We start from the raw sequence: 22,989 nt of genomic DNA on the forward strand, positions 1-22,989 counted from the left end.
ATGTGCTCAAGGAAAATGCCTGAGGACCCTCGAACGATGCTAAGCTGAGAGCAAGTTTCAAAGTGATAGTGCTCGGAATGTTTGCCTGAATCGACGCTACGCAGTCTCAACTCCGTGCACCCTTAAACGTTTAATGGTCACAGCGAATTGATAGGAGCGTGCTATGCGATTGACACTATTCCAAGGAGTAATGGCACTCTTCTTTTGCCAGTCTGCTTTACTCCGCCCCCGCTCCACGAGGAGCGAGAAGGATTCCCGTAATGGGTTCACTTCTTCCTCACGTCATACCGATCGCTCGGAACGTTGGAACATTCAGCAACTTGCGAGGCTATTGCAGGGATAGCCGCTGTGCAGGAGTCAGAGTACGGGCTTGGAATATGCTTCAGTTGATTTTCATACTTCCCGATGGCACCGAAAAATTGTTCCGCGTCCATTCCGGCGAGAATGTTATGGATGTGGCGGTATCCAATGAGATTGACGGCATTTCCGCGAATTGCCGCGGTAATTGTGCCTGTTCTACGTGCCACGTTTACGTGGAGCCAGAATGGCTGGAGCGGGTGGGTACCGCCTCGGGTATGGAAGAAGATATTCTCGATTTCGCACCGGACGCACGATCCGAAAGCAGACTTTGTTGCCAGCTTACTATGTCGAAGAAACTTGACGGACTGAGGTTGCGCGTTCCTGACTGGCAACGCTGGAATTGACGATACTTTCTATTCTTTCCCGTCACCCGAAACTTAAATATGCGAATGCCCGATATCGACGTCTTCTCGCGACGCGCGTCTATCGGAGCAGTTGAACCAGTACGCCAAAAGCCGCTCGTCGCCGCTGTCGCGCCGTCCCAGAAAATGCCCCTGTCCACGTCGATGCTCGGCTCTACCTCGACCGGAGAAAACGAGGCGCCCGGCGGGGAGCAATGGGTGAAAACCCCGAACCAAGCCGGAAGATTGCGGCGACCTTCAAGTTTCATCAGCCTTGTAATGGCCTTTACCACACGGAAATATTTTTGTGTGGCAAGAGCTGGAACGTCTGTGCGTGCCGGAGAAAGCACTTGGTAGCAGCGATTCATCAGCTCTCGATTCTACCTGCTTCGCCCCAACGGTCTCCATGTCAGGAGAACATCCTGGCGACCGTATCGCGGGGAGAGCCGAGCCTGTAGAAGCGAGACATCGTGCGCGCCCAGCCTAGATCAGGAGCTATGACGCGCAGCTCAGATGTGAGAGCAGTCGCCGTGCCGATAATTGGGTGTGCCACGACCCTTCCCTTGAGAGCGGGTACGTCCCGCAAGGTGATTTCGTAATTGTCGAGAAGAGGTGCGTCCTCGAGGTCCTCGATCGACGGCAACACACCGGCTCGTATCCATTCGAGGTCGAGGCAGAGCGCCTTCAGCCGCTCGATCTCTTCGTTCAGATAGCGGATTCGCAGAACACCTTCACGCGCAACCACGATAAGCATGCCAGTCCTCCTTGTGCAGTGAAGAGGAGGCTATGGCGACGACTAGAACATAACAAGAACGAAGGTGCGGGCGATATCCCGAGTCGAAATCCTTCAGCTTCACAAAGCCAGCGTTTCCGCGGCTTCAGCGAAGCGCAGATCGCTGCTTTCTTGCGGAAGTGTCGGCCGGCCGCAACAACGACATCTCGACGTCGGCGCTGCTATTTGCTGGCGTGACGTAGACGGATCATTGTGGAACTTTCAGCCCGCGCTCCCGCTCGTTTTGGCTAACCTGTTGAAAATAAAGGATTTGCCCCAAAAATGCCGGTTTTCCGGTGATTTTGGGGCAAACGCTGCAATATCAATGAGTTAGAGGTTCTGGCGGGCCGAAAAGGTCACTGTTGTCCCGCATCCCTACGAAGCCTCCCATACCTTGTTGAGGACCTGCGCCGCGAGGGCCGCCTTGTCCTGCGGCAGGAACCGGCCGTAGTGTTTCGCGACCATGTCGGGCGTGTCCTGGATGGCGTAGCTCGCCTGTTCGTAGGAGCCAGTCTTCTTCAGGATATGAGTTGCGAGTACGTCCCGGACGTTATGCGGACCATGCGGCAGCAGGCCTTCAATGGCGCCTCGTCCGGTATAGGGGTTGTAGATGCCGTATCGCTGGATCGCGAGCCGCCAGGCTTCGTAGAAGGTCGTCTGATTGTAGGCCGCGTTCGCCGAGGTGGTCTTGACGGTCTTCACGAAGAAGGTTCTCGGATCGGATGCCTGGCGGAGAAGCCGCGGCCGGTGCCGGCGGATATAGGCGTCTATCGCCTCATAAAGGCCGCCGAGGTCCGGAAGCACAAGCTGGAACGGTTTGCTCCCGAAGTAGGAGGAGTTCGCGTTCTTGAAGGCGGCGGACGGAATGAAGAGCTCCCAGACCGAAGAGCGGTTGTTCCAACGGAGCTGACCCCGCTTTAGTTCTGTCAGGCGCCGTTCCGACAAGGGCACCTCGTCGCGACTACAGATGAGAAGCTGGCGCAGGTTCTTCTGACGGAGCCCGGAGTGCAGCCCGACCCGCAACATCAAGAACGAACGCACGGCCTCGGATGCCGCAACGGGATACCGCCGCTCGTCAGGCATGTAGCAGAGAATCTCTTCGGTGATCTTCCGATACTCAGCGAGGGGGCTGTCCGCCTCCAGGATCGGAAGGATAGGCTCGAACGGATCGCGGTGGACGCGTGACACACGCTCGATCTCCTTCGCGCGTGCCGTGGCAAAGCTGTGCAGCCTGTCGCAGGCTGCGTTCCAGTCCGCCCGTGCCTCTGTAATATCCTCTGCCGACAAGAGCCCCTCGACGGGCTCCAACATCTCTGCGAGACGCGGTGTCTGCCGGACCCAGCCTGTATCCTTCCGGGTGAGCGCCAGGGCCGTCCGCAGCATGTCGACCTCCCAGTTGGTGAAGAAGCCGCGGCGGCGTTCTCTCCATCGGAGGTACCAGTCCCATACCGCCGGAAAGACCAGAAGGCCCAGCGTCAGGCTCTCGAGCGGAATGCCGTATCCTCTGACTTCGCTGTCGGGCGGGGCCGTGAGCGCACCGAGCATCAGACCAAGGTGCTCCAGTTTCTGAGACGCGGTCTCCCCGCCCCATTGTCCCTGTCTCTGGAAGCCGATCGCCGTCAGGGTAGCCGTCTTGAAGCCCATGAGGTCGGTCATTTCTTGCCTGAGTTGAGCGGGGGCTTCGACTGGGGTTACAAATCCGGTGGTACTTTCGCTTGCAGGACGGCGGCGGCGGACCTTCGTATTATCGAGCCCGGTGAACTGGACGGAGAAGCGCTGTTTGCACATCGCCGCCTGGTAGCGGCGATAGTCCGTCGTCCCTGTGATAATCACCCGCCTTACCCAATCGACGATCTCGTTGCGCTCCTCCTCGGGGCGGCGGTCGAAGTCGTCAGGCAGATGCCAGGCCATGCGCCTGCGTTCCGACGCCGAGATATCCCGCAAGCGCCGGTGTCCGGAGACGGAGCGTTTCCGGCCCAGCAGCTTTGCCTGAAAATAGCCCGCGGGCAGACGGTAGCGATGCTCGATCCGCCGCAGCATTTCGAGGCTGTCGACGCTTGCGGGAAGGTTTTCTCCTCGTGCCCAGGCCAGGATGGTCCTTCTGTCGAAGGCATCCCTGGGCTTCGCGATCGCCTTGTGCAGGTGCCAGGCGCTGTCGCCGTGCCTTCGCATGTGAAGCTGCAGCGAGGCGTGGAATTCCACCGGATCTTCCCAGTCGTCCGGTTGAGGTTCGGGAAACTCCACGACGGGTCTTGGAGTTGGCCCGGGCTTTCGCCTTCCATCCTTCCTTTGCCTTGTTCTGACTTGCCGGCGCAGCGCTCGTTTCCTCGGACCTGCCTCAGACGCCTTCTCAACCCGTTTGGATGTTCGCTTTGCGCCTGTAGCGGTGGAATGCGCTTCGGGTATTTGCGGAGGCAGGAATTCCCTCTCCGGCAGCCTCGGGATTTCCCGCGCGAGAGCATCGAAGCCGTAGGTGAGGCGTTTCGCGACTGCCCCGAACCTTTCGGGATCGACCCCGGCAGCAAACGCTATCGACCGCCAATCGAACTTCGTTCCCGTTCTTGGTGGAAGCTGACGCTCCTCAATAAGCCGTTGGCAGTACCTGCAGAGGTCCTCGACCTCATCATCTGAAAGTTCAGCCGCCGCACGCTGGCGGCAGAAAGTTTCGATCATCCGGACAAGCAATTGATCTGGCCCCATCGCAATCACTCCAGGTTGTGAGTCGATCTTGCGATGATGCCATGCACCACGGCATGCCAGATGGGCGCCGCGATGCTTGATGATGGGTGAAGACGAGCGAAGGGACCGCTTTCCGTCCAAAGCGACGCCTGCGCAACTTCCCGTTGACTTGCACCCCCGGTGGGCATACGGAGTTGCCCATGAAAACGGAAACGCACATCGCCAATTTCTGGTGGCTGGCCTGCTGACAACGCGGCCGGACGTTTCTTTGCATCTTCAGGGCCGCCGTATTGGGCGGCCTTTTTTGATGATCCCTCCATGCGGCGTCTCCCTCATCTCGAGAGGACGACTTCCCATGACCAGACCCGTAATCCTCACCGGCGACCGCACAACCGGTCCTTTACACATCGGCCACTTCGCGGGATCGCTGCGCAATCGGCTGCGGTTTCAGGACAGCCATGAACAGTTTCTGCTCCTCGCCGACACGCAGGCCCTCACCGACAATGCCCATGATCCAGGCAAGGTGCGTCGCAACGTAATCGAAGTCGCTCTGGACTACCTTGCAACAGGGATCGATCCGGAAAGGACGACGATCTGTCTGCAATCGGGTCTTCCTGCCCTGGCCGAGCTCTCGATGCTCTATCTGAACTTCGTGACTGTCTCCCGGCTGGAGCGCAATCCGACGATCAAGGACGAGATCAGGGCACGTGGCTTTGGGCGCGACATCCCGGCAGGTTTCCTTTGTTATCCAGCGGCGCAAGCAGCGGATATCACGGCCTTCAAAGCAACGGTGGTGCCGGTGGGCGAGGACCAGGCTCCGTTGATCGAACAGACCAACGAAATCGTGCGCCGCATCAATGCGACGGCGGGCAAGACGATCCTGCTGGAAGCACAGGCAATCATTCCGAAAGCCGGTCGTCTGCCGGGGATCGACGGCAAAGCCAAAATGTCCAAATCGGCGGGCAACGCCATCGCATTGTCGGCTCCGCCCGAGGTCATCTCGGCAGCGGTAAAGGCGATGTTCACCGACCCCAATCATCTGAGGATCGAAGATCCGGGACAGGTGGAGGGTAACGTCGTCTTTGCCTTCCTCGATGCCTTCGACGAGGACCTCGCCACTCTCGAGGAGCTGAAGGCTCAGTATCGGCGCGGTGGATTGGGAGACGGCAAGATCAAACGGCGTCTTGACGAAATTCTGCAGGCGCTCATCGGACCGATCAGAACGCGGCGCACCGAACTCGCCAAAGACCTGCCGTACGTGCTCGACGTGATACGCAGCGGGACCGAAAGGGCACGGAGCCATACCGAGACCACCAAGCACGAAGTGGTCGAGGGCCTCGGTCTGTTTGTGCTGTAGTACACCCCAGCACTACTGATCCCGCACTGGCAGGGAGCGCGATTTTTTGCTATACTTTTATAGGTATTAGTTCCTGGCACTAGTGGGAGACTCGGTTTCTACGCAGCCGAGCGTTGGGTGATTCATTTTCCCTGCGAATTGATTCTTTTCCTACGCGCCTCGCCCTTCAATAAAATCAATCTGTTAGCCGCTCGCCGGATTCGTTTCCTGTGCGATCCTACAAAATGCCTGTAGGATCGCATAAAACCTGAATCTGGTTGCACGGAAAGAGAATCTGCAGAAACCCAGTTTTTACTAATGGCTGCGGGTACTTACGCTGCCCTCTTGCTGGAAAATCTGGGTCTATAGGACGAGGTTCCTGCACAGGATGTCACTTTCAAGGAATGTATTCCCGTGCAGCCTGTGGTCATCAACGTACCGCAAAATCTGGTGCGTTTTTCCAATTTCCGGGCCGTTTTTCCGAAAGCCCTCAGACCTGCTTACTTCAGCCTAAGCAACCCAACTGGCAGACAGCGCCTCGGCCTGACGCAGCACGGTCTGTACGGCCGCGTCCTGCATGTCCGGCGGATAGCCGTGCTTGCGAAGTATGCGCTTCACCAGAACCCGCATGCGGGCCCGCGCGCTTTCGCGGCGTGACCAGTCCACCGTCACATTACCCTGCAGGCTCTCCAGCAACTCGTGGGCAATCAGCTTGAGCGAATCATTTCCCATAGCCTCGACGGCACTCTCGTTCTCCGCGAGAGCGTCATAGAAGGCAATTTCGTCCTGGGTGAGCCCCTCCTCCGCGCCGCGCTGCCTTGCGGCCCGGACGTCCTTTGCCAGATCGATCAGCTCCTGCATCACCTCGACGGTGCTGATGGCGTTGGTGTGATAGCGGGCAATTGCGGCCTCCAGACGCTCCGAAAAGCGTTTGGTCTCGACGACATTGGTCTTGCTGCGGGAGCGGATCTCGTCATTGAGGAGCTTGCGCAGCGCTTCGAGCGCGAGGTTCTTCCTTTGAAGCTGCTGAACCTCGGCGAGGAACTCATCCGACAGGATCGAGAGGTCGGGCGTCGTGATGCCGGCGGCCGCAAGGATGTCGACGATTTCGGTCGAGACCACGGCGCGATCCAGAATCTGCTGGATCGCGAATTCCCGGTCGGCGCCGGAGAGCCCCGTCGTATCGGCGGACTTCACCAGCGCGACCCGAACGGTCTGGAAGAAGCCGACCTCGTCACGAAGCGCCCGCGCCTCGTCGCTGCCGGAGGCAAGAGCGAAGGCCTTGGAGAGCGCCAACACGGCGTCCTGATAACGGCGGTTCTCCCGCCGCTTGCCATCCCCTGTCGTTTCGCGCGCCGCCGCCTCGTGCTGCTTTCCGAGAACCCAGTCGACCGCTCCGGCCAGAACGGCAAGCCGCTCATGACCCGTTCCGGCAAGACCGCTCGCATAGTCGAAGCCGTGATACATGACTTTCACAACATCGAACTTCTCGATCAGCGCCGCGACGGCCTCGGCCTCGTCCACCCCGGCCTGGCGCTGATCGTCCGCCGAATATTGGCTGAGGGCGCTTTTGAGGTTCTGCGCGATGCCGATGTAGTCGACGACGAGACCGGCGGGCTTGTCGCGGAAGACGCGATTGACGCGGGCGATCGCCTGCATCAGCCCGTGGCCCCGCATCGGCTTGTCGACATACATGGTGTGCATCGAGGGCGCGTCGAAGCCGGTGAGCCACATGTCGCGGACGATGACGAGTTTCAGCGGATCGCCGGGATTCTTCGCGCGCTTGGCGAGAAGATCGCGACGGGATTTCGTACCGATATGCGGCTGCCAGTCCTGCGGATCGGAGGCCGACCCCGTCATCACGACCTTGACCATGCCTTCGGCATCGTCGTCGCTGTGCCATTCGGGGCGCAGTTCGACGATCTTGCGGTAGAGCGCGACGCAGATGCGGCGGCTCATGCAGACGATCATGGCCTTGCCGTCCATGGCGCCCACGCGCTCCTCGAAATGACGGACGAGATCTTCGGCCACCATGGAGAGGCGCTTGTCGGAGCCGACCAGCGCCTCGACGGTCGCCCATCGCTGCTTGATCTTCTCCTGCTCGGTGACGGCCTCGTCCTCGGTCAGTTCCGCGATCTCGGCATCGATCCGCGGCTTCTCATCTTCCGGCAGTTCGATGCGCGCGAGGCGGCTCTCGTAGTAGATCGGAACGGTGGCGCCGTCCTCGACGGCGCGGCTGATGTCGTAGATGTCGATATAATCGCCGAAAACGGCGGGCGTGTTCACGTCGTCCTTTTCGATGGGCGTTCCCGTGAAGCCGATGAAGGAGGCATTGGGCAGCGCATCGCGCAGATATTTGGCGAAGCCATAGGCCATGTCGCCTGTCTTGCGCTCGATGCGCGCGCGAAAGCCGTACTGGCTGCGATGCGCCTCATCGGCGATGACGACGATGTTCCGCCGTTCGGAGAGAACCGGATAGTTCGCCTCGCCCGTCAGCGGCGAGAATTTCTGGATGGTGGTGAAGACCACACCGCCCGAGGCGCGGCTCAGCGCGGCCTGCAAATCCTCGCGGCTCTCGGCCTGGACCGGCGTCTGGCGGATCAGGTCGCGGCACATGGAGAAGGTCGCGAAAAGCTGGTCGTCGAGATCGTTGCGATCGGTGATGACGACGATGGTCGGATTTTCGAGTTCGGGATGGCGCACAAGCTGCCCGGCATAAAAGGCCATCAGGAGGCTCTTGCCCGACCCCTGCGTATGCCAGATGACGCCGATGCGCTTGTCGCCCTTCTGATAGCTGCCAACACCCGGCAGGCCGAATGTGGCCGGGTCCTCAGCGAGGCCGGACACCCTCGCCTCGCCCTCCTTGTTGAGCGCGAGCGCGCGCAGCGTCGAAGCGACCGCACGCTTCACCGCATGGAACTGGTGATAGCCGGCGATGATCTTCGCGAGGTCCGATCCCGTTTCGCCGAAGACCGTGAAGTCGCGCAGGAGATCGAGCAGACGGCGGGGCTCGAAGATGCCTTCGATCAGCACCTGGAGTTCAGGCGCGCCCTTTGCGGCGACAGTCTCGCCATCGGTCGTGCGCCAGGGCATGAAGCGCTCGCGGTCTGCGGTGAGAGAGCCGACACGCGCCGTCAGCCCGTCCGAGATGACGAGAACGGCGTTGCTGCGGAAGAGCGAGGGGATCTGCGTCTTGTAGGTCTGAAGCTGGTTATGCGCGCCGGCGAGCGTGGCGCTCTCGCCGCCCGGCGCCTTCAGTTCGATGACACCGAGCGGCAAGCCGTTCACGAAGACGACGATGTCGGGCCGGCGGTTGACACCGCCCTCGACCACCGTGAACTGGCCGGTCGCCAGAAAGTCGTTCGCGGAAGGATCGTCGAAATCGATGAGGCGCACCTTGTCGCCGCGGATCGTTCCATCCTCACCGTAAAACTCGACATCAACGCCCTCCACCATCAGCCTGTGGAGACGCCGGTTCTCCTCGACAAGGGAGGGATTTTCGGTGGCGACGATCTTGCGCAACGCGTCGCCCCGCGCCTCGGCGGGAATAGACGGATTCAGCTTCTCAATGGCGGTGGCAAGTCGCTTGACCAACAGCACATCGGCATAGGCTTCGCGCTCGGGCGCCCTCCCGTCCGGTCCGATCTCCGCCTCGAAGGCAACGGCATAGCCGAGACCGCGCAACTGCCCGAGCAGCACATCCTCAACTTCGGCTTCGGAAATGAATGCCATCAGCCAGCCGCCCCGCGCCGGGAATGGTCGTCAGTTCTGGAATGGCCGACCCTGCTCACAGCGAAACCTCAGAATGGATTAGGTGCCCATATTCACGCAAAAGACGGACACGAACAATCAGTCTTCCTCAATCGCTCCGGATACGACCGGATTTTGAAAGCTATGCCCTTCTCAGACGACCTCGCCCACGATCTTCTCAGCCTCCCTCACGCGGATTTCGCCGGACATGAGTTTGGGGAGGAGGAGGTCGCGGGTGGAGGCGAGCGTTCGTGTCTCGATGTCGTTTGCAATCATCCGGTTGAAGATTGGACTAACGAGTTCGTTTGCGGCGGTCATGACGGGATCGCTAGGAACGATAGCCGTCGCTTGTGTTAAATGATGCCTCTGGATGTGGCCCATCGTCGTTGCCTTGGAGGCGGCCGTAGCTTGAAAATCCGGCATGTGATGGCCGATCCAGTAGAAGACAAACCACTTCGGGAACATGTCGGATGTAACTTTGAAGAGGTGCTGATTGAGAGCACCACGTCCACCGGTCCAAATTCGATGTATCAAGCTTCCCGACCAAGAGAACAGAAGATCACCATCCTCGACCACATAGGACTCCGGGATGTCTGTGGACGCTCGATCGCTGGCATCGGCGTGTCCGGCACGAAGCTGGGCAATCTTGATCACCGGAAGCGATCCCTGCCCTTGATCCGGATATTTTTGCAGCGCGAGACCATTCAGGAAATGAGCGATCTGGTCCAAGGATCGCACTTCCCACCCCTCCGGCCTCCCCTCGTCATCAATACGGTCCGGGAAGAGAGACCAGATGTCCGGCGCGAGGTAGGGCGCGCGGACGACATTTTCTCTTTGCGGGTCTTCGCCCCGCATGGCCATCTTCGCGCGGGTTGGACCGAAATCGACGAACCAATCCTTGAAGATCGCCCGCGCCATCGCCTCCAGCGTCTCGTTCATCCGCCGGTTCAACTCGATCTTGTTGTCGAGGGCACCGAGCACGGAGGCGATCGTCTGCTGCTCCCGGTTGGGTGGAACTTCGATCTCGATTCTTGAGAGATCCTTAACCGTGAGGTAGGGCAGTGCGCTACCAGATGAAATGAGGTTGAAGTCGATCGTCGAGAGGAGGTAGTAGAACCAGACAGGATCGACATCAGGTGTAGGCACAGCCGACATCATGTTGTTATCGATGATCGTAGGCCTGACCAGCCTTCGGCGCCGGTTGTAAGTAAGAGCAATCCCAATCTTGGCAAATACCACGGCGTTCTTCGGATGAAGGCGATAATTCTGCTGCGCCTCCTCGTCTGAGACCCAGTTATTGGCCCGAGAGATATAAATCTCGTTGCCAACGAGGTTCATGTCGCTCACTTTGATAAATGGGTGATCCCCAAAAGTTCTGCCCTGATCATCACGACCAAATGCGTCTCCAGCCTGGAAACGGCAGATTGCTCCAAGCACCGTTTGAGCCCACGCGTTATCCATCGGAAATCCTTCCGAGGGCAGCTCTAATGTCATCGCTCATTTGCTCTGATTTGATCAGTTGCTCGTCAAGAATGGAACGAAGCGCCGCCAACCGTTTTGCAAAAGGCACTTCGTCTTCTTCGAGGTCTTGAGCTCCGACATAGCGCCCCGGCGTCAGCACATGGCCGTGGCTTCTGATTTCCTCCAGCGTCGCCGATTTGCAGAAACCCGGCACATCCTCGTAAGCCCCTGCCCGCGCCTCGCCGCGCCAGGCATGGTATGCGCGGGTGATGCGGTCGATGTCTTCGTCGGAGAATTCCTTCCGTGTACGGTCCACCATATGGCCGAGCTTGCGAGCATCGATGAAGAGGATTTCGTTTCGCCGGTCGCGCAGCTTCACATCGCGCGCAATACCGTTGGAGCGATCGCGGGCGAGGAACCAGAGGCAGACGGGAATCTGCGTCGAATAGAAGAGCTGGCCGGGCAGCGCCACCATGCAATCGACCACGCCGGGCTTGCCCTCGACGCCCTCGATCAGCGCGCGGCGGTTCTCGCCCTCGCCGCTCTGCGTCGACGACATGGAGCCGTTGGCGAGCACCACGCCGGCCGTGCCGGAGGGTGAGAGATGATGGACGATGTGCTGCACCCAGGCGAAGTTGGCGTTGCCTGCCGGTGGCACCCCATATTTCCAGCGCACATCCTCGCGCAGGCGGTCGCCGCCCCAGTCCGAAATATTGAAGGGGGGATTGGCGAGGATGTAGTCCGCGCGGAGATCGCGCAGCTCATCCTTGTGGAAGCTGCCCTCGCTGTTCCAGCGGATGTCCGCATCGATGCCGCGCACGGCGAGGTTCATCTTGCAGAGCCGCCAGGTCGTGTAGTTGGACTCCTGCCCGTAGACGGCGATGTCCCCTATCCTGCCCTCATGCTCCTCGGCGAATTTCTCCGACTGGACAAACATGCCGCCCGAGCCGCAGCAGGGATCGTAGACGCGGCCCTTGTAGGGCTCCAGCATCTCGACCATGGTGCGGACGACGGAGCGCGGCGTGTAGAACTCGCCGCCGCGCTTTCCCTCCGAGCCAGCGAACTGGCCGAGGAAATATTCATACACTCGGCCGAGCACGTCGCGCGACTGCCCCCTCTCCTGCCCCAGAGCTATCCCTGAGATGAGGTCGATCAGCTCGCCGAGCATGACGGCGTTGAGCGCGGGGCGCGCATAATCCTTCGGCAGCACGCCCTTCAGGCTTTCGTTGCGCTTTTCGATGGCGATCATCGCCTCGTCGATCAGCTTGCCGATACCCGGCTGCTTGGCGCTCGCCTGGAGATGCGACCAGCGCGCCTCCTTCGGCACCCAGAAGATGTTGCCGGCGGCGTATTCGTCGGGATCTTCCGCGCCTTCCGGGTAGTTCGCCAGCAGTTCGGCGCGCTTTGCCTCGAAACTGTCCGAGATGTGCTTGAGGAAGATCAGGCCCAGCGCGACATGCTTGTAGTCCGACGGCTCCATATTGCCGCGCAACTTGTCGGCGGCTTTGAAAAGCTCCGCCTCGAAGCCGAGATCGCCCTTGCTTCCCTTCGATTCCTTCGCCGTGGCGGGTTTTTTCGCCTTCGCCCCGCGCTTTTTCGGCTGCCCGCTGGACATGCTTCCTCTTTCCGCTTGTCGAATGGAGAATGGCCCGGCTGGCCGCCAGGCGACCATCCCCCTCCCCCGAATCCGGACTTTAGCGGATGATACGGCAAGTCTGAACAAGCAAAAGCCCGTGTGGCTGGCACGGGGGTTTGACGAGGGATTTGGCCGGGATGTGAGGGAGTATCCGAAGGCCAGTGCCGACCGTCTGGATGGCCGCTTTGCGCCGGAAGCGGACGCTGATGCGTGCGCGTGGTGATCAGCACCCATTCTGGTGTTGCTTTTGCGTGCGCCTTCAATAGGCGAGCGTGACGGAGATATTGGCGAGGCCGCTTCGGGAGGTGGCGCCGGGTGCCTTGTCGAACTGCCAGCCATAATCGAAGCGGGCGTCGAGATAGCGGCTGATGCTGTAATTGAGCCCGATGCCAGCACTTTCAAATGACGCGTGATCATTCAGGCCCGGCTGCGTAGTGATACAGGACGCCGATCCGTGATCGAAGAAGACAAAATGCCGGCGCTGTCAGCCTGTCGACAGATGAAGCCGGAATTTATCAGCCCAGCTGGTCCAATGTTGGGCAAGCTCAAAATCATGCAGACATTCGGTGTCAAACGCTCGCGTCCCCACAGGCTCGCGCCCACACCAGCAGCGAGGCCGCTGCGGTTCCGTTAACCCAGGACGAATCCCTCATAACCCTTGGACGCGGCTGCATTGCATTGGTCCATATAAATGGTCACGCCGGGGAAATTCAAAAGCTGCCGCGGCTTACCCGGAATGTTGGCGCCCATGTACCAGGAATCGGCACGGGGAAAGAGCGTCATGTCGGCTATGGTGTTCAGGAGCTGTGTCCATTCTTCCTCGGCCTGAACGGTCGCCTCCATCCGCCGCTTATTGTTCTCGCGCATATACTTGAGGCAATCGACAACCCATTCGCCCTGCAATTCGGCGCATGTCGGGCCGTTGCAGAAGCCGGAAGGACTCTGCGGACCGTAAAGCAACAGCATGTTCGGGAATCCGGACGTCGCGAAACCGAGATAAGTATGCGCGCCTTCGGTCCATTTTTCCTTGAGTGTCACGCCGCCCGTCCCGCGTATATCGATCTGGGTCAACCCGCCGGTCACGGCGTCGAACCCCGTCGCCAGGACGAGCATGTCGAGTTCAACCAGGCCACCCTTCGTGCGCACGCCTTCGGGAACCACTTCCTCGATCGGCGTCTCGCGCACATCGACCAGGCTGACATTCTCCTGATTGAACACTTCGTAATACCACTGCTCCAGCGAGGGGCGCTTGACGCCGAAGGGATGCGGCGGCTCCATCGGCGCGAGTTTGTCGGCTAATGCCGTATCCTTGATCCGGGCGCGGGTCTTGTCGCGCCAGAAATCGTACATGGTGCGGTTTGCTTCCTCATTCGTCAGGATGTCGGCAAATCCGCCGATCCAGTAGTGGAAGCCGCCTTTTTGCCAGAGCTTTTCATAAAGCGCGCGGCGCTCTTCTGGCGGCACTTCCAGTGCTGACCTTTCGTCCCTGAGAATGTCGAATCCGCCGAACGTTTCGCGCCGTATACGGAATATCTCCGGATAATCGGCCTTCATCCGCTGTTGCGTCTCGACGTCGAGCTTGCGCTGCTGCATCGGCAGGGCGAGGATCGGTGTGCGCTGGAACACCGTCAGATGCGCCGCGTCCTTGCTGGCCTCCTGCACCACCTGAACGCCGCTCGCTCCGGTTCCCACGACACCGACCCGCTTGCCCGCAAAGCTGGCGCCCTCCTGGGGCCACAGCGCCGTGTGATGGCACTCACCGGCAAAACTTTCAAGACCCTTGTAGTTCGGGGTATAGGGCTTGGACGCAAAACCGGCGCAAAGGATGAAGAACCGGGCGCGCACGGTAGCGCCGTCGGTCGTGCCGATAACCCATTCATCCCGCGCCTCGTCGAATTCCGCCGCGCTGACGCGCGTGCTGAACCTTATGTCCCGGCTCAGGTCGAGTTTTTTGTCAACGTAATGGAAATAGCGGCGCAGCTCGTCCCAGGCCGGAAATCTTTCGGTCCAGTTCCAGTCGCGCCATAATTCCTCAATCGAGAACTCGTAAATCGGAACATGGGAATCGACCCGCGCGCCGGGATAGCAGTTCCAATACCAGCAACCGCCCAGATCGGCACCAGCCTCGAACAGGCGCACATTGAAGCCTTCCTGGCGTAAGCGGTGAAGCTGATAGATGCCGTTGAATCCCGCTCCAACAATGAGTGCATCCAATACTTCAGCGTCGTCTCTTTCTTGCGTCTGGCCGGATTGCACCCAATTCATCGAGACCGTTTCCCTTCATATCCACCGCAGCCGCCTTGACTGGCTACATTCCCACCACCACGATGAGGCGAGGGTCGCTCCAGAATTCACCTTGTCGAAACCATCGTTCAGTCGCCGAGCAATCTTCCTCGCAGCGCCGGGACCAGGGCTGCGTTGCCTATGCGGGCCTTGGATCGCGAATGAGAACAGTCCCCTGCGCCGCACAACAGGCGCGGCCCTCGTTCGTCACATCGATACGAACCACCGCAGTCGATTTTGTCATCGCGATCAACTCGGCCACCGCTGTCACCTTGCCCGAGGATACCGGCGCCAGCAGATTGAGCTTGAATTCCGTCGTCGCCGCCCATTGTCCTTTCCGCATATGCGGATAGCAAACGCAGCCGAGAACATGGTCGCACATCGCAGCCAGCACCCCGCCATGCATGTTTCCGATCGGCGTCAACAGCCGATCCGAGACTTCCATCTCGGCAGTGAGCTTGCCCGGCTCGATATGTGTGATGCGAACTCCCAGAAACTCGGGCAACCCTTTCATTGAATTGCTGGCGTTTATGAAACCCTGTGCGATTTCCTGGTTGAACTCCGGCAGCTTTGCAACAATTGTCATCTCGTTTTCTCCGAAACCTTCAATGGTACCCGAGGCGCGCGCAGCCGAGTCTTACAGATAGATATTTGCCCGGCCCAGTGAGCTTTCGGCGCTTTTCACGAGATCGGCCATGACTTCCGCAGCCGGCCTCACCTTGTGAATGAGCCCCATGCCCTGCCCCGCGAAACCGGGCGCGATATCTTTCCGCTTTACCGCCGCCGCCGCCGCCAGCACCGGCATCGCAACCATGGGCTGGAAGGGCATGGGCAGCGGCTCCAGACCTGCCTCGGCAAAAGCCTCGGACCACTTGTTGCGAATGATGCGGGCCGGCTTTCCGGTGACGGTCCGGGAAACAAGCGTATCGCCGTCACCCGACTCGACAATCGCTTCCTTCTGGAAATCCTCGATGCCGGCCTCATCGGTCGCGAGAAACGCCGTACCGATCCAGGCGCCTTCTGCGCCGAGCATCATGGCCGCCGCGATGCCGCGCCCGTCGGAAATGCCGCCCGCGCCGAGTACGGGAATGCGACCCGCAATCGCATCGACAACCTGCGGGATGAGCGCCATCGTTCCGATGGGTGAATTGTGCCCGCCCCCGTCATGGCCCTGCGCGACGATCAGATCAATGCCGGAATTGACCACCTGCAGGGCATGCTTCACCGCGCCGACGACCGCCATCACCTTGGTGCCGTTGGCGTGGAGCCGATCAAGCCAAGGCCCCGGATTGCCGAGACCCGCCGCATAGACAGGAACCCGCTCCTCAACCACAACTTCCATTTGCGCTTCGAAGAATTCTTTCGAAAACAGCGGCGCATTCGATTTGGACGAACGGTGAGCTTCCTCGGATTCCCGCGCCCTGGATTTCAGCGGCGGTATGTTTTCCGTCTTCATGAAATCTTGCGCGAATTTCTGGTACTCAGGCAGCAAATCCATCGGAGACGGACCAGCCTTGCCCTTATAGGCTTCCCTGCGCACGGAGGCTGGCAGCAGGGTGTCCACACCAAACGGCTTGTCCGTAAGCGACCGCGTTTCCCGAATCCATTCACGCAGTTGATCGGGAGAGCAAGCAGCCGCGCCGAGCACACCAAGGCCACCCGCATTCGATACCGCCGCCGCAAGCCGTGGAACGCTCGCGCCGCCCATACCGGCCAGCAAGATCGGGTATTTGATGCCCAAAATATCACACACTCGGCTATGCAGGGTCATAGCTATCCTCCCATCCGGCGGCTTCTATTGGCCGCTATTGGCCGCGTTATTTATGATCATAAATTATCGATGTCCGGGGAGCGGCGCAAGTGTCGCAAAAACGACGTTGGCATCGCGAACACTCGCCTAGCATTTCCGTCGGGGAACCCGCGGCATACTCAGGTCGTCAGCATCCTGCCAACGCACGATTTTGGACATGATGTCGGGATGACGAGCCTCAAGATACTTGTCGGATCGGCTTATGAATCGGGACATTTCGATGAAAGCGAGGTCTGGATTGCGATCCTCAATCGCCTTGAGAAGCCGCCCGTACGCCTTGATCTGATAGTCGCGCTCACCCTCCGTATAAGTTATGCCGACTTCCGACGCATTCGTGATGTTGTGAAGCGAACCGATCAAGAATCCGATCAAGGGGTTGCCGGACGCCCAGGCAAGCAGGTCGTGAAAACGCCTGTTCTCCTCCACATAGGAGTCACAAGAAACAGACAACGTCTTCAATGTGGCCAATGACGTATTCAGCTTGTCGATATCCTCATCGGACGCACGCTCTGCCGCAAGCGACGCCATGGTCGGGCCCACCGCCTGCCTCACTTCAATCAGTGAACGGAACGTGGTGCCGAGAAACTGGAGCAGCAACGCCATCGTGCTGGCAAAATCTTTCGGCCGCGGCTCCTGAACGATCGGCCCGCCGCCGGGACCGGGCCGCAGGAAAATGATTCCCTGCAATTCGAGAAACCTGAGCGCCTCCCGCAAGGTCGCGCGGGCCACTCCATAGCGCACGAGCATCTCCTGTTCGGGCAGCAAGCGATCTCCGACCTCGGCGCCTTGCTGCTCGATGTCTTCGACGATCCGCCGCGCAACTGCGAGGGCACGCTTGCCGGACCCTTTCGGAAACCGGCTGGTTCGTGAAACGGGCAAGGTCGCTTTCATTTCAGATACCCACAATCTTCATTTTCAAGGACAATCGCCTCCGATCGAGGACCGGCTGGGAGAACCCGCCTACAACACCATCGTCCGTGTTTGCAACACGCCATCAATTCATCATAATGGATTTCGACCCTTAGTACACATGCGAACCCATTGGAATCAAAGCATATGACGTCCGCAAACCGGACCTTGTTCACCCTTGTTCAGAATCTCAAAATCGCGGCGGAGGCATTCGGTCCCGACCAGGGGCGTCCGGTTCTGCTCGCCCATGGCGGCGGGCAGACACGCCATGCATGGCAAGCCTGCGGCAAAACATTGGGAAAAAACGGTTATTACGCCCTCGCCGTCGATTTGCGCGGGCACGGCGAAAGCGACTGGTCTCCGGATGGAGACTACAGAATGGAGCGTTTCGCGGAAGATATCCTCGACATCGCGGACAGTTTCCGTGTGCCTCCCATCCTGGTCGGCGCGTCTCTCGGCGGCATCGCGGGCATGATCGCGCAGGGAGAATATGCGAAAGCCGGGCGGCGCGGGTTTGCGGCGCTGATCCTCGTCGACATCACCCCTCAGATGAACATGGAAGGGGTTCAAAAAATTATCGGATTCATGTCGGAGAATCTGGAAGAAGGCTTCGCCTCGCTTGAGGAAGCAGCCGATACGATCTCGCGCTACATGCCCGGCCGGACTCGCCCCAAAGACCTGAGCGGACTGGCGAAGAACCTTCGCCGCAGGGAAAACGGCCGCTACTACTGGCATTGGGACCCGCTTTTCATCACCGGCGCGCAAAAGCCACAAGGCAGCCGAGAACCCGAACGCCTCGAAATAGCGGCGCGTTCCCTGAAAATACCGACGCTCCTCGTCCGGGGCCGCGACAGCGATCTGGTGACGGTCGAAGCAGCGCGGCAATTCGCCGAAATTGTTCCTCATTCCGAGTTTGTCGATGTCGCAAATGCGGGCCATATGGTCGCGGGCGACAAGAACGACATATTTACAAGCGCCGTTCTGGATTTTCTGACGCGAATGGCACCCGCCGCGAGCGCATCGTAGCCAACCCAGGCGGACTCATGCACGCGTGTGCGTCTTCGACAGATGAAGACGCCATAAAAAAGATCGAGAAGAGGAAGGGAGAAAGCCTATGTCGAATCTGGTTCTTCGCAAGGACAGCGGGCGCATTTGCACGCTGACACTCAACCGTCCGGAAACCTTGAACGCACTCAATGTCCCTCTGTTCGAAGAATTGCGCGGGCATGTCGATACGCTTCGCGGACAGGTTCACGAGGTGGCATGCGTCATCATCACGGGCGCGGGCAAGGCTTTTTCAGCCGGCCACGATCTGAAGGACATCCAGAAAGGCGAGCGCCCGCCGGAGCCGCATTTCCAGGCGAAGACCATTCAGGCGCTGGCCGAACTGCCGCAACCGGTCGTCGCCTGCGTCCGCGGACATTGCTACACCGGCGGACTCGAACTTGCGCTCGCGGCCGACATCATCATCGCCGCGCGCTCCGCCAAGTTCGGCGACACGCATAGCAAGTGGGGGCTGAGCCCGCTCTGGGGCATGACGCAAAGACTGCCGCGTCGCATCGGGCTGTCGAAGGCCAAGCAGATGATGTTTACCTCCGATATTTTCGCGGCGGAGGCGGCGGAGCGCATGGGATTGGTCGACATTTGTGTCGACGATGCCGAACTGGAACAGACGACAAACGACCTTGCTCAGCGTATCGCCGCCAATTCGACCTACAGCAATCAGGTCAACAAAGGCCTGCTGGGCGCGACCGACGGCATGACCGGCCAGGCAGGGCTGGCCTACGAACTCGCGCACAGCCCCGGCGCCTGTTTCGACGCACGCGAACGGGTGGCCTCATTCGGAAAAAAATGACGGTGGGCCACTCGCCGCGCCGTCAGCGACCTTGTCGACGGGTGGAGGTTTTCCACCCGTCTGGGTTCAGCCCGGGATTCTTACCGGCAAGGCCTCATAGCCCTTGATGAAGTTGGAAAAGACCCGCTTTGGTTCGCCGACCACTTCGATCGGCCTGTCGGGCCAGAGCTTCAGGATTTCTTCCCAGACGATGCGGAGTTGCATTTCCGCCAGCCGTTTGCCGACGCAGCGATGGATGCCGAAGCCGAAGGAGAGGTGTTGACGCGGCCTTAGACGATCGATGATGAAGCGGTTCGGCTCGTCGATCGCCTCCTCGTCCCGATTGCCAGAGACGTACCACATGGTAACCCTGTCGCCCTTCTTGATCTGATTGCCGGCTTCACACGGCGTCAATACCAAGCGTTTTCTTGACCGATTTGTGGAAATGCGCGAGAGCCGGCTCGTTGGCGCCGAAAGTCACAAAATCTTGTGCGCCCGAGTGAAAATCGCGCTGGATATTTTCCGCCAGCGGGAAATCCTCCTGCTGCACCGTCGCCATCAGCAAGTCCATGTTTTTGGTCCAGTACTTTCTGGCCTTGTCGGTGACGGCGGGTTCGGGCGTATAGAGAGAGACGTGCATTTTCGATTCATCCACGCTGTCGCCCGGATAAACCCGCCACGTCTCCAGATGATCGCCCTGCATGATGAAGACCGTATTCGGAAAGAGCACGTATACGAGGGCGGAGTGGCGAATCAGATCCCACTCGCTTTCCGGTCTCTGGCGCAGGGCATCGATCGTCTTGCGGGCGCCAATCATGCGCAGATTTCGCGCCATGCCGTCGAACGTGCCGAGGTTCGAGTGCAGGATCGGCGCGATCGTGTTCTTGTGCAGCGTACTCAGATGGTAGGTTTCGAGAAACGTGTCGATCACGAGCTTCCAGTTAAGGCGGGCCCGGAGAACGCGCGTCTCGTAGTGGCTGTAGCACACAAGACCAAACGCGGCGAGATCGTCCGCCATGCCCGCTAGGTGGCTGTCGATGTCGATCGACCCGCCGGGCGCCGGCATGACCCAGATCATGCCGTATTTCTCCACCACCGGCAGAGACCTCAAGCCGTTGCTCGTTTTGTCGACGCTCTCGAAGCCCCGCTCGAACGGTATCGACCTCAGCCTGCCGCTCCGGTCGTAGGTCCATGCATGATAGGGACACCTGAACACGGCCTTGCCGCTGCCGCAGCCCGACGCGACGCGCGCGCCGCGGTGGCGGCAGACATTGATGAAAGCATTGACCTGCCCCGCTTCATCCCGCACCGCCAGGATCGGCACGCCTGAAAAATCGTCGGTTACATAGTCGCCGGGATTGGGCAATTCGCAGCTCAACCCGATCAGAAGCGGCTCATCCCGGAACAGCACCTCCCGTTCTCGGCTAGCCTGGTCCGGACTAGTGTAGTCGCTGACATGATGATGATACACGGCATCGCCCATTGCGGTCTCACCCGCGTCGAGATAGCCGAAAATCTTCTGCAGCTGTTCGACCTGGGCTTCGTGTTTCATGATCGCGCGTCTCCCGACGATGTCCACTTGATTATCCGTTAGCGGAATAATGGTTCCCGGCGCCCCCGGAACGCCGCCAAACCCTCCGAAACATTTTCGCTCATCAGCGCGTCTACGACCACGCTCCGTTCCATATCCAGACCTTCCTGGAGTGATCCATCGAGCCCGTTCCTGCAAAGCTGCTTCATGGCGGCAAGGCCTTCCGGATTCTTTTTGGCGAGATCGGCGCAATAGGCTTCCGCCTCTCCGACAAGCGCGCCGTCGTCAACGACATTGTTCACAAGCCCCCAAGCCAGCGCCTCATCCGCCTTGAGCCATCGGCCGCTGAACATCAGATCAAGGGCACGCCGCGAACCGACGATGCGCGCGAGACGCTGCGTGCCGCCCCAACCCGGTACGAGACCGTAACGAGCATGCTGGCATCCCACCTGCGCTGACTGACCAGCAAAAACCACGTCACATGCCATCATCAATTCAAGCCCGCCCGCAAGACACAAACCGTTCACCGCGGCAACAATCGGCAGAGGCGAGACTTCAAATCGGCGCAGGAGGAGATGACCGCTCGTGATAAACGCGCCCAGCCGACCCCGCTCCTTGCGGGCGTCGAGCACCTCGTCGAGATCGGCGCCGGTGCAGAAATGCTTTCCACGCGCGAGCAACAGAACGGCACGAACCTTCCTGTCGCCCTCGAACCTTGCGAGAGCCTCGTCGAGACCGGCCATGACGGCCGATGAGAGGCAATTGAACCTGTCGGGCCTGTTGAGCGCCACGATTCCGATGCCGTCTTGTATCCCGGTCTGAACCGGGGCTTCCGTGGCGCTGGTCATGTAGCCTCCCTCACGCATAAGGCACGGCCACTCGACCGACTTTCTCGCGCGAAATGATCATCTTCTGGATTTGCTCGGTACCGTCGCCGATCTGCAGCCCCATCACATCGCGTAATCTCTGCTGATGGGGCAGATCAGTGCTGTAACCGCCATGTCCGTGCGTGAGCAGGCAACGGTGGATGACCTGGAAAGCCGTCTTGGGCGCCCACCATTTGCACATCGCGGCTTCGGCGGTGTGCGGCAAATCATTGTCGCGAAGCCAAAGCGTCTTGTAGCAAAGCAGACGCGCCGCCTCGAGCAACGTCTGAGCTTCGGCCAACGGTTCCGTGACGCCCTGATATTTAGCCAGCGGATTGCCGAAGGCTACGCGCTCGGTCACATATTTCCAGGTCTCCTCCAGCGACGCGAAAGCGGGAGCCAGACATTGCAGGCCGATCAGCGCACGGGAATAGTCGAACCCCTGCATCACCTGCCGGAAGCCCTCTCCCTTCGTGCCGACCATAAGCCGCGCCGGCACCTTCACATTGTCGAAGAATACCGAGCCGCGGCCAACGGCCTTCGAACCCACATCGTCGAAACTCGAACACGTGATGCCGGGCGCGTCGAGCGGCGCGAGAAAGGCCGACACGCCGCCGGCACCGGGATTGTTTTCATCCGTGCGCGCGAGCACAAGAATGTGATCGGCCTGCTCGGCCATCGAGATCGAGGTTTTTTCCCCCGACAGGACGTAGCCGTCGCCGTCGGCGCGCGCTTTCATCTGCAGATGCGCCGCGTCGGAGCCGCCTCGCGGCTCCGTCAGACCGAGCGCGACGATCGCCTCGCCCGAGCAAATCCGCGGAACGATTTCATCGGCGACTTCAGGTCTTGCGTGCGCTGCGACGATCGATCCCATCAAGGAACCGAGAAGCTGGACATAACCGACGCTAATGTCGCCGCGCGATATTTCCTCGATAATAATGCCGGTCGTGACGCTATCGAGACCGGGCGCACCAAGCTCTTCGGGCAGGTCGGCGCCGATCAGACCCAGTTCGCCCATCTCCCGGATGAGCGCGCGGTCGATCTTTCCGTCGATCTCGCGCGCCCTGTAGCCGGGCGCAAGCCGCTCACGCGCAAATCGTGCCGCGGTGTCGCGAATGGCTTCCTGGTCGGACGTGAATGCAAAGTCCAAGATGCCACCTATTTCATATGCTTGCGGAATTCCGGCTTGCGCTTTTCATTGAGCGCCTTGACGCCCTCTTTCGACTCCGCCGAGTTGTAGTAGAGGCGGAGCGCCTGCATGCCGAGACCGCCAATGCCGCGAATATTGTCGCTGTCGGCGTTGAACGATTTCTTGGCGATGGCAATCGCCGTCGGACTGCGCTCCACAAGCTCGGCGCACCAGGCGTCCACTTCCTCATCCAGCTTGTCGTCAGGAACGACCGCATTGACGAGACCCATCG

At 59.9% G+C, this 22,989-nt stretch carries 18 protein-coding genes and 1 pseudogene; 4 read left to right on the forward strand and 15 right to left on the reverse strand.

Going from position 1 to position 22,989, the window contains the following annotated elements; all coding sequences use genetic code 11:
- Window positions 1-377: 377 nt before the first annotated feature.
- Window positions 378-704: a 2Fe-2S iron-sulfur cluster-binding protein gene (locus ACKUUH_RS14905; RefSeq protein ID WP_407950691.1), complete on the forward strand. Its 327-nt coding sequence runs from the start codon at window positions 378-380 to the stop codon at window positions 702-704.
- Between the two features lie 406 nt (window positions 705-1,110).
- Here the strand turns inward: ACKUUH_RS14905 and ACKUUH_RS14910 are convergent, their stop codons facing one another.
- The 3 genes from ACKUUH_RS14910 to ACKUUH_RS14920 form a co-directional block, all read right to left on the reverse strand.
- On the reverse strand, window positions 1,111-1,455 hold the full coding sequence (locus ACKUUH_RS14910; protein WP_407950692.1) for a DUF6634 family protein: 345 nt from the start codon (window positions 1,453-1,455) through the stop codon (window positions 1,111-1,113).
- Between the two features lie 393 nt (window positions 1,456-1,848).
- Window positions 1,849-3,717: a hypothetical protein gene (locus ACKUUH_RS14915; RefSeq protein WP_407950693.1), complete on the reverse strand. Its 1,869-nt coding sequence runs from the start codon at window positions 3,715-3,717 to the stop codon at window positions 1,849-1,851.
- A gap of 461 nt (window positions 3,718-4,178) precedes the next feature.
- Window positions 4,179-4,472 (reverse strand): hypothetical protein, encoded by a 294-nt coding sequence (locus tag ACKUUH_RS14920; RefSeq protein WP_407950694.1) that lies wholly within the window; start codon window positions 4,470-4,472, stop codon window positions 4,179-4,181.
- Window positions 4,473-4,507: 35 nt separating this feature from the next.
- Between ACKUUH_RS14920 and trpS the strand changes: the two genes are divergently transcribed.
- The gene (gene trpS / locus ACKUUH_RS14925) at window positions 4,508-5,509 is read left to right on the forward strand and encodes a tryptophan--tRNA ligase (RefSeq protein ID WP_348322760.1); all 1,002 of its coding nucleotides are present in this window, start codon (window positions 4,508-4,510) and stop codon (window positions 5,507-5,509) included.
- A 489-nt stretch (window positions 5,510-5,998) separates the two neighbouring features.
- Here the strand turns inward: trpS and ACKUUH_RS14930 are convergent, their stop codons facing one another.
- The 7 genes from ACKUUH_RS14930 to ACKUUH_RS14960 all read right to left on the reverse strand — a co-directional run bounded on the left by ACKUUH_RS14930 (window position 5,999) and on the right by ACKUUH_RS14960 (window position 17,319).
- Window positions 5,999-9,220, reverse strand: coding sequence for a type I restriction endonuclease subunit R (locus ACKUUH_RS14930; protein ID WP_407950695.1), 3,222 nt, complete (start codon window positions 9,218-9,220; stop codon window positions 5,999-6,001).
- 171 nt (window positions 9,221-9,391) lie between these two features.
- The gene (locus ACKUUH_RS14935; RefSeq protein WP_407950696.1) at window positions 9,392-10,699 is read right to left on the reverse strand and encodes a restriction endonuclease subunit S; all 1,308 of its coding nucleotides are present in this window, start codon (window positions 10,697-10,699) and stop codon (window positions 9,392-9,394) included.
- Window positions 10,692-12,314, reverse strand: coding sequence for a type I restriction-modification system subunit M (locus ACKUUH_RS14940; protein ID WP_407950697.1), 1,623 nt, complete (start codon window positions 12,312-12,314; stop codon window positions 10,692-10,694). The genes ACKUUH_RS14935 and ACKUUH_RS14940 overlap by 8 nt, the downstream gene beginning before the upstream one ends.
- A 651-nt stretch (window positions 12,315-12,965) precedes the next feature.
- Entirely contained in the window at window positions 12,966-14,600 is a 1,635-nt protein-coding gene (locus tag ACKUUH_RS14945) for a flavin-containing monooxygenase (RefSeq protein WP_407950698.1), read from the reverse strand.
- Window positions 14,601-14,757: 157 nt separating this feature from the next.
- Window positions 14,758-15,204: a PaaI family thioesterase gene (locus ACKUUH_RS14950; RefSeq protein WP_407950699.1), complete on the reverse strand. Its 447-nt coding sequence runs from the start codon at window positions 15,202-15,204 to the stop codon at window positions 14,758-14,760.
- 51 nt (window positions 15,205-15,255) lie between these two features.
- Window positions 15,256-16,389: an NAD(P)H-dependent flavin oxidoreductase gene (locus ACKUUH_RS14955; protein ID WP_407950700.1), complete on the reverse strand. Its 1,134-nt coding sequence runs from the start codon at window positions 16,387-16,389 to the stop codon at window positions 15,256-15,258.
- A 126-nt stretch (window positions 16,390-16,515) separates the two neighbouring features.
- Complete coding sequence (locus ACKUUH_RS14960; protein ID WP_407950701.1) at window positions 16,516-17,319, reverse strand: FadR/GntR family transcriptional regulator; 804 nt, start codon at window positions 17,317-17,319, stop codon at window positions 16,516-16,518.
- A 165-nt stretch (window positions 17,320-17,484) separates the two neighbouring features.
- On the opposite strand from ACKUUH_RS14960, the gene ACKUUH_RS14965 reads away from it, so the two are divergent.
- Together ACKUUH_RS14965 and ACKUUH_RS14970 are read left to right on the forward strand one after the other, a co-directional pair.
- Complete coding sequence (locus ACKUUH_RS14965) at window positions 17,485-18,363, forward strand: alpha/beta fold hydrolase (RefSeq protein WP_407950702.1); 879 nt, start codon at window positions 17,485-17,487, stop codon at window positions 18,361-18,363.
- A gap of 88 nt (window positions 18,364-18,451) precedes the next feature.
- Window positions 18,452-19,192: an enoyl-CoA hydratase/isomerase family protein gene (locus ACKUUH_RS14970; RefSeq protein ID WP_407950703.1), complete on the forward strand. Its 741-nt coding sequence runs from the start codon at window positions 18,452-18,454 to the stop codon at window positions 19,190-19,192.
- A 66-nt stretch (window positions 19,193-19,258) separates the two neighbouring features.
- Here the strand turns inward: ACKUUH_RS14970 and ACKUUH_RS14975 are convergent.
- The 5 genes and pseudogenes from ACKUUH_RS14975 to ACKUUH_RS14995 all read right to left on the reverse strand — a co-directional run.
- Window positions 19,259-19,567 (reverse strand): annotated as a pseudogene (locus ACKUUH_RS14975) (cytochrome P450); the annotation flags it as partial.
- A 4-nt stretch (window positions 19,568-19,571) separates the two neighbouring features.
- Window positions 19,572-20,750 carry an aromatic ring-hydroxylating oxygenase subunit alpha gene (locus ACKUUH_RS14980; RefSeq protein ID WP_407950704.1) on the reverse strand — a complete coding sequence of 393 codons (1,179 nt, stop codon included), beginning with the start codon at window positions 20,748-20,750 and terminating at the stop codon, window positions 19,572-19,574.
- 11 nt (window positions 20,751-20,761) lie between these two features.
- Window positions 20,762-21,550, reverse strand: coding sequence for an enoyl-CoA hydratase/isomerase family protein (locus ACKUUH_RS14985; protein WP_407950705.1), 789 nt, complete (start codon window positions 21,548-21,550; stop codon window positions 20,762-20,764).
- Window positions 21,551-21,560: 10 nt separating this feature from the next.
- Window positions 21,561-22,718 carry an acyl-CoA dehydrogenase family protein gene (locus tag ACKUUH_RS14990; RefSeq protein ID WP_407950706.1) on the reverse strand — a complete coding sequence of 386 codons (1,158 nt, stop codon included), beginning with the start codon at window positions 22,716-22,718 and terminating at the stop codon, window positions 21,561-21,563.
- A gap of 8 nt (window positions 22,719-22,726) precedes the next feature.
- The coding region (locus ACKUUH_RS14995) for an enoyl-CoA hydratase-related protein (protein WP_407950707.1) at window positions 22,727-22,989 on the reverse strand (263 nt) is incomplete at its 5' end.

The organism is Parvibaculum sp., from assembly GCF_045863935.1.
Taxonomy (GTDB): domain Bacteria; phylum Pseudomonadota; class Alphaproteobacteria; order Parvibaculales; family Parvibaculaceae; genus Parvibaculum.